This is a genomic window from Loktanella sp. SALINAS62 (assembly GCF_018263905.1).
In the GTDB taxonomy this organism is placed as follows: domain Bacteria; phylum Pseudomonadota; class Alphaproteobacteria; order Rhodobacterales; family Rhodobacteraceae; genus Loktanella.
On record NZ_JAAFZU010000044.1, the window covers coordinates 1 to 5407 of the forward strand.

General features: G+C 58.6%; 6 protein-coding genes and 1 pseudogene. All 7 read right to left on the minus strand.

Annotated features, from left to right (window positions below):
• A partial coding sequence (locus GZH79_RS14130) for a GTP-binding protein (RefSeq protein WP_211643483.1) occupies nt 1–87 on the minus strand: 87 nt, incomplete at its 3' end.
• Between the two features lie 60 nt (nt 88–147).
• Nucleotides 148–2271 (minus strand): elongation factor G, encoded by a 2124-nt coding sequence (fusA, locus tag GZH79_RS14135; protein WP_211644425.1) that lies wholly within the window; start codon nt 2269–2271, stop codon nt 148–150.
• Between the two features lie 18 nt (nt 2272–2289).
• The gene (gene rpsG / locus GZH79_RS14140; protein ID WP_211644426.1) at nt 2290–2760 is read right to left on the minus strand and encodes a 30S ribosomal protein S7; all 471 of its coding nucleotides are present in this window, start codon (nt 2758–2760) and stop codon (nt 2290–2292) included.
• Nucleotides 2761–2847: 87 nt separating this feature from the next.
• Entirely contained in the window at nt 2848–3219 is a 372-nt protein-coding gene (rpsL, locus tag GZH79_RS14145; RefSeq protein WP_211644427.1) for a 30S ribosomal protein S12, read from the minus strand.
• 287 nt (nt 3220–3506) lie between these two features.
• Nucleotides 3507–4406, minus strand: coding sequence for a DMT family transporter (locus tag GZH79_RS14150; protein WP_211644428.1), 900 nt, complete (start codon nt 4404–4406; stop codon nt 3507–3509).
• A 78-nt stretch (nt 4407–4484) separates the two neighbouring features.
• Nucleotides 4485–4745: pseudogene (locus GZH79_RS14155) on the minus strand (IS3 family transposase); the annotation flags it as partial.
• Between the two features lie 223 nt (nt 4746–4968).
• Nucleotides 4969–5407 (minus strand): hypothetical protein (locus GZH79_RS14160; RefSeq protein ID WP_211644429.1); only part of this gene is annotated, 439 nt, incomplete at its 5' end.

Here is a 5407-nt window from a genome sequence, read left to right on the forward strand (position 1 = left end):
CGTCAGCGTCGTCTTGCCATGGTCAACGTGGCCGATCGTGCCGATGTTAACGTGCGGTTTGTTACGTTCGAACTTTGCCTTAGCCATGATGGCCTCCTTGAATGTCGAATTGAGGGGGCAGAGCGGGCCCGAAGGCCCGCACGCCGTTTATGCGAATTTGGACTGAATTTCTTCAGAGATGTTCTGCGGCACCGGATCGTAATGATCAAACTGCATCGAGAACTGCGCACGGCCCGAGGTCATCGACCGCAGCGTGTTGATGTAGCCGAACATGTTGGCCAGCGGCACGAAGGCATCGATGACGTTCGCGTTGCCGCGGCTGTCCTGCCCCTGAACCATCCCGCGACGGGACGTCAGGTCGCCGATCACGCCACCGGTGTATTCTTCCGGTGTCACGACTTCGACCTTCATGATCGGTTCCAGCAGCTTGGCGCCGGCCTTGCGCATTCCTTCACGCATGCACATCCGTGCCGCGATCTCGAACGCGAGGACCGAGGAGTCGACGTCGTGGTACTTGCCTTCCAGCAGTTGCACCTTGAAGTCGATGACCGGGAAGCCTGCCAGCGGACCGGAGTCCATGACCGACTTGATCCCCTTTTCGACGCCCGGAATGTATTCCTTCGGTACCGAACCACCCACGACCTTGGATTCGAACGAATAGCCTTCGCCCGGCTCTGTCGGCATGATCAGCAGCTTCACTTCGCCGAACTGACCCGAACCACCCGACTGCTTCTTGTGGGTGTAGGTGTGTTCGACTTCGTGGCCGATGGTTTCGCGGTAGGCCACCTGCGGCGCACCGATGTTCGCCTCGACCTTGAATTCGCGCTTCATGCGATCGACGAGGATGTCGAGGTGAAGTTCGCCCATGCCGCGCATGATGGTCTGACCGGATTCGAAATCGGTCTCCACGCGGAAGGAGGGATCTTCGGCGGCCAGACGGGCGAGAGCGATGCCCATCTTTTCCTGGTCGGCCTTGGTCTTAGGTTCGACCGCAATCTCGATCACCGGCTCGGGGAAGGTCATCGTTTCCAGAACGACCGGATCGGCCGGGTCACACAGGGTGTCGCCCGTCGTCGTGCCCTTCAGGCCACCCAGCGCGATGATGTCGCCGGCCCATGCCTCGTCGATCTCTTCGCGGTTGATGGCGTGCATCATCATCATCCGGCCCACACGCTCTTTGTTCCCCTTGGTGGAGTTGAGCATGGAGTCGCCCTTCTTCAGCTTGCCCGAGTAGATCCGGGTAAACGTCAGAGAGCCGACGAACGGGTCGTTCATGATCTTGAACGCCAGGCCAGAGAAAGCCATGTCGTCGTCGGCGCGGCGCGGAATGTTGCGCGTTTCCGTGTCATCGCCGGGCTTGAAGCCCATGTAGTCGACCACGTCCAGCGGGCTGGGCAGATAGTCGATCACGGCGTTCAGTAGCGGCTGCACACCCTTGTTCTTGAAGGCGGACCCCGCGAGCACAGGGACGAACTTCATCGCCAGCGTGCCCTTGCGGATCAGCTTGCGCAGCAGGTCGACGTCGGGCTCCGTGCCGTCAAGGTAGGCTTCCATCGCGGCGTCGTCCATGTCGACGGCCAGCTCGATCAGCTTGCCGCGCCATTCGTTCGCCTGATCCTGGAGGGAGGCGCGGATCGGCTGACGGACCCAGGACGCGCCCAGATCTTCACTCTGATAGACCCATTCTTCCATGGTCACGAGGTCAATGATGCCTTCTAGCTCCGTCTCTGCGCCGATGGGCAGCTGGATGGGGGCAGGCACGGCACCGGTGCGGTCTGCGATCATGTTGACGCAGTTGTAGAAATCGGCACCGATCTTGTCCATCTTGTTGACGAACACGATCCGCGGAACCTTGTAACGGTCGGCCTGACGCCAGACTGTTTCGGTCTGCGGTTCGACACCGGCGTTGGCGTCCAGCAGACAGATCGCACCGTCGAGCACGGCCAGCGAGCGTTCGACTTCGATGGTGAAATCGACGTGGCCGGGCGTGTCGATGATGTTCATGCGGATCTTGGTGTCGGAGGTGCCATCAGCCGACGGATCGTCCTGACGCTGCCAGAACGTGGTCGTCGCGGCGGACGTGATCGTGATTCCGCGCTCCTGCTCCTGTTCCATCCAGTCCATGGTGGCGGCGCCGTCGTGAACTTCGCCGATGTTGTGGGACTTGCCGGTGTAGTACAGGATCCGTTCGGTACAGGTCGTCTTGCCTGCGTCGATGTGCGCCATGATCCCGAAGTTGCGGTAGCGCTGAAGAGGGTAGTCGCGTGCCATTGTGGTGGTGCTCCTGATTTACCAGCGGTAGTGGCTGAACGCTTTGTTCGCGTCGGCCATCTTGTGGGTGTCTTCGCGCTTTTTCACGGCCGTACCACGGCCGTTGACAGCGTCCATAAGCTCGCCTGCAAGGCGTTCTTCCATGGTGTTTTCGTTCCGCTTTTTCGCGGCAGCAATCAACCAACGGATCGCCAGCGCCTCACGACGCTCCGGGCGGACTTCGACGGGGACCTGATAGGTCGCACCACCGACGCGGCGCGAACGCACTTCGACCGACGGTTTGATGTTGTCGAGGCATTCGTGGAACACTTCGACCGGGGACTTCTTCAGCTTTTCTTCGACGCGGTCGAAAGCGTTGTAGACGATACGTTCTGCAACGGCTTTTTTGCCGTCGACCATCAGGTTGTTCATGAACTTCGTCAGAACGGTATCACCGAACTTTGCGTCAGGTAGAACTTCGCGTTTTTCAGCGGCGTGGCGGCGTGACATGGATAATCTCTTTTCTTGGGCAATGGCGGGATTGAACCCGCCCTACGGAATGGAAGTGTAGGGCGGGACTGATCCCGCCTTCGCTCATTACTTCGGACGCTTGGCGCCGTACTTGGACCGGCGCTGCTTACGATCCTTGACACCCTGGGTATCAAGAACACCGCGCAGGATGTGGTAACGCACACCCGGAAGGTCTTTGACCCGGCCGCCGCGGATCAGGACAACAGAGTGTTCCTGAAGGTTGTGCGATTCACCGGGAATGTAAGAAATGACTTCGTAGCCATTGGTCAGACGGACCTTGGCAACCTTCCGCATGGCGGAGTTCGGTTTCTTCGGCGTCGTTGTGTAGACGCGTGTGCAGACGCCGCGCTTTTGCGGGCAGCCTTCAAGGTGCATTGACTTCGAACGTGTAACTTTGGGCTGGCGCGGTTTGCGGATCAGCTGCTGGATCGTTGGCATGGGGCGGTTTTCCCTATTCTCTCACATGTGAGCGGGGACCGGCCCCGCAGATTGACTTGGCATGCGATGCACGTCTGCAAAGCACAAAAATTCCGCAGTCGAACCCTTACCGGAGGTTCGGTGCGGTGAGTATTCAGAGGAACAGGGACAGCATTAGCCCGGTTCTTGACCACTACGACATTTGATATCGGATTTGGGGGGATTACCCCCAGCCCGGATGCGCGCCGTATAGGCCGGGTCGGCAGGGGTGTCAACAGTCACCCACACCCCGCAAAGCCCTGCAAAATCTAGCGGATGCGATCGGGTACGACCCGGCGTTTCAGTTTGATCCTTTGTTCGCGCCAAAGGGTAAACAAACCTGTCGCCACGACGATTCCCGCACCCAGCAACGTCACGGGCCGCGGTATTTCCTGAAACACGAACAGACCAATCAATAGTGCGACCAACAAGCTGGTATAACGAAACGGCGCGACAAACCCGATTTCGCCCACCCGCATGGCGGCGACCGAACACACATAACCAACGATCAGCGCAATCGTGGCAAACCCGATCGGTAGGGTCATGTCCGCGCTCAGCGGCGCCCAGTCACCGAACAGCGTCAGGATGCCGGCGACACCAGTCACAACAATAGATCCAACCAGCGATACCATGACCGACGGCACGTCCCGCGACATCCGCCGGACGACAAGGTCGCGCAGTGTCACACAGGCGACCGCCGCCAGCGCGGACACCGAAAAGACGTTGAAATCCGCGCCACCCGGCCGGACGATCAAAAGCACGCCGACAAAGCCGATCAGGATCGCACTCAGCCTGCGCCAGCCCAACGGCTCTTTTAGAAACAGCGCCCCGGCCAGCGCGACACTCAGCGGCAGGACCTGCAAAATGGCACTGACATTGGCGATTGGCATGTTGAAAAGGGCGGTGATGAACAATGCCGCCCCGCCCGCCTCTGCCAAAGAGCGGATCAAAATCAGGCGCCAGTCGCGCCCTGTCAAATCGAACCGTATCTGCCCCAGCGCATAAGCAAGCAAACACAATCCGATGGTGACGCCGATTCCCCGCAGAAAAATGACCTGAAACAACGGCACGCTGTCGCTAAGCGTTTTGACGAAAGCGTCGTTAATGGTAAATGTTGTCATGCCCGCAGCCATCAGCGCCGCGCCCCGCATGTTGTCTGATAGTGCCATGCGACAAGCCGTAGCAGGCAAGTGAGACCAACGCCAGATCGCGCGTCAGTCGTCGTCCAAACTTCCCTTTTTGGGGCCCACCCGCACGCCCGAGATGCTGGTGTCAGCCATCAGGCACAGGTTATCGCGGCAACAATCGCCATTCACAGCCAATATGCGGAACTTGTGGGATGCGCGGAACGTACCGGACAGAAAGTCCAGCGACCAACGCTCGCCGGGGTTCAGCGCCTCAGGCATCGGTATCCGCGATCCGCGGGCTCGTTTCCGGCCCCGCCGACGCCTGACGCCCAGCTTCTCCTCGGTATATAGCCGATACAGCTTCTTGTGGTTCATGATCATTCACACCGGTTGCTTTGGTGCCGAGTCCGAAAATCGGACACGAAAACGCAGGCGTTGCGGAAATCACCGATGAATTAGGTAAATGCGATCTCGACGCCCCTGGCGCGGCTGAGCCATGTCCGGATTTCGGACACGGGAATCACCCAAAAGCCATGTCCGAATTTTGCCCCTACCCGTGTCCGGCAAATGCCCCAAGTCGTGTCCGGAATTCGGACACTAACCTTTAAAAAGAACCAATAAGTAAACCAGTAAAGGAGGAGGATGAGGAGGACGCGAATGCGCGCGAGGCAGACCTTGATTTGTTCTTCGCAACTCTTCTGAAGTTTTCATTCCTGAAGTTCTGAGCCTCAGTTGAAACGGTGGGTGCCAATGCAGCCGCGATGTGGTGGCCATTTGGAGGAAGATAGATTCGGCCATTCTTTCCCTCGGCAATTATCGCGATCATTTGCTGGCTCATGCGACCGGCCTTTTCCTGTTCACGCACGTAGTCAGCGGTGATGGCATCCCCTTTCAGCAAGCACCTAAAATTGGCACGGCCAAATTTTGTGCCTTCCTTTACTTTGGCAATCTCCACTGACCTGCAACGGGATTTTTCCTCCATTTGGAATGAGAGTCCGACCCAACGAAGGGACGGACAATGAAGCGAACGAGATACAGCGAAG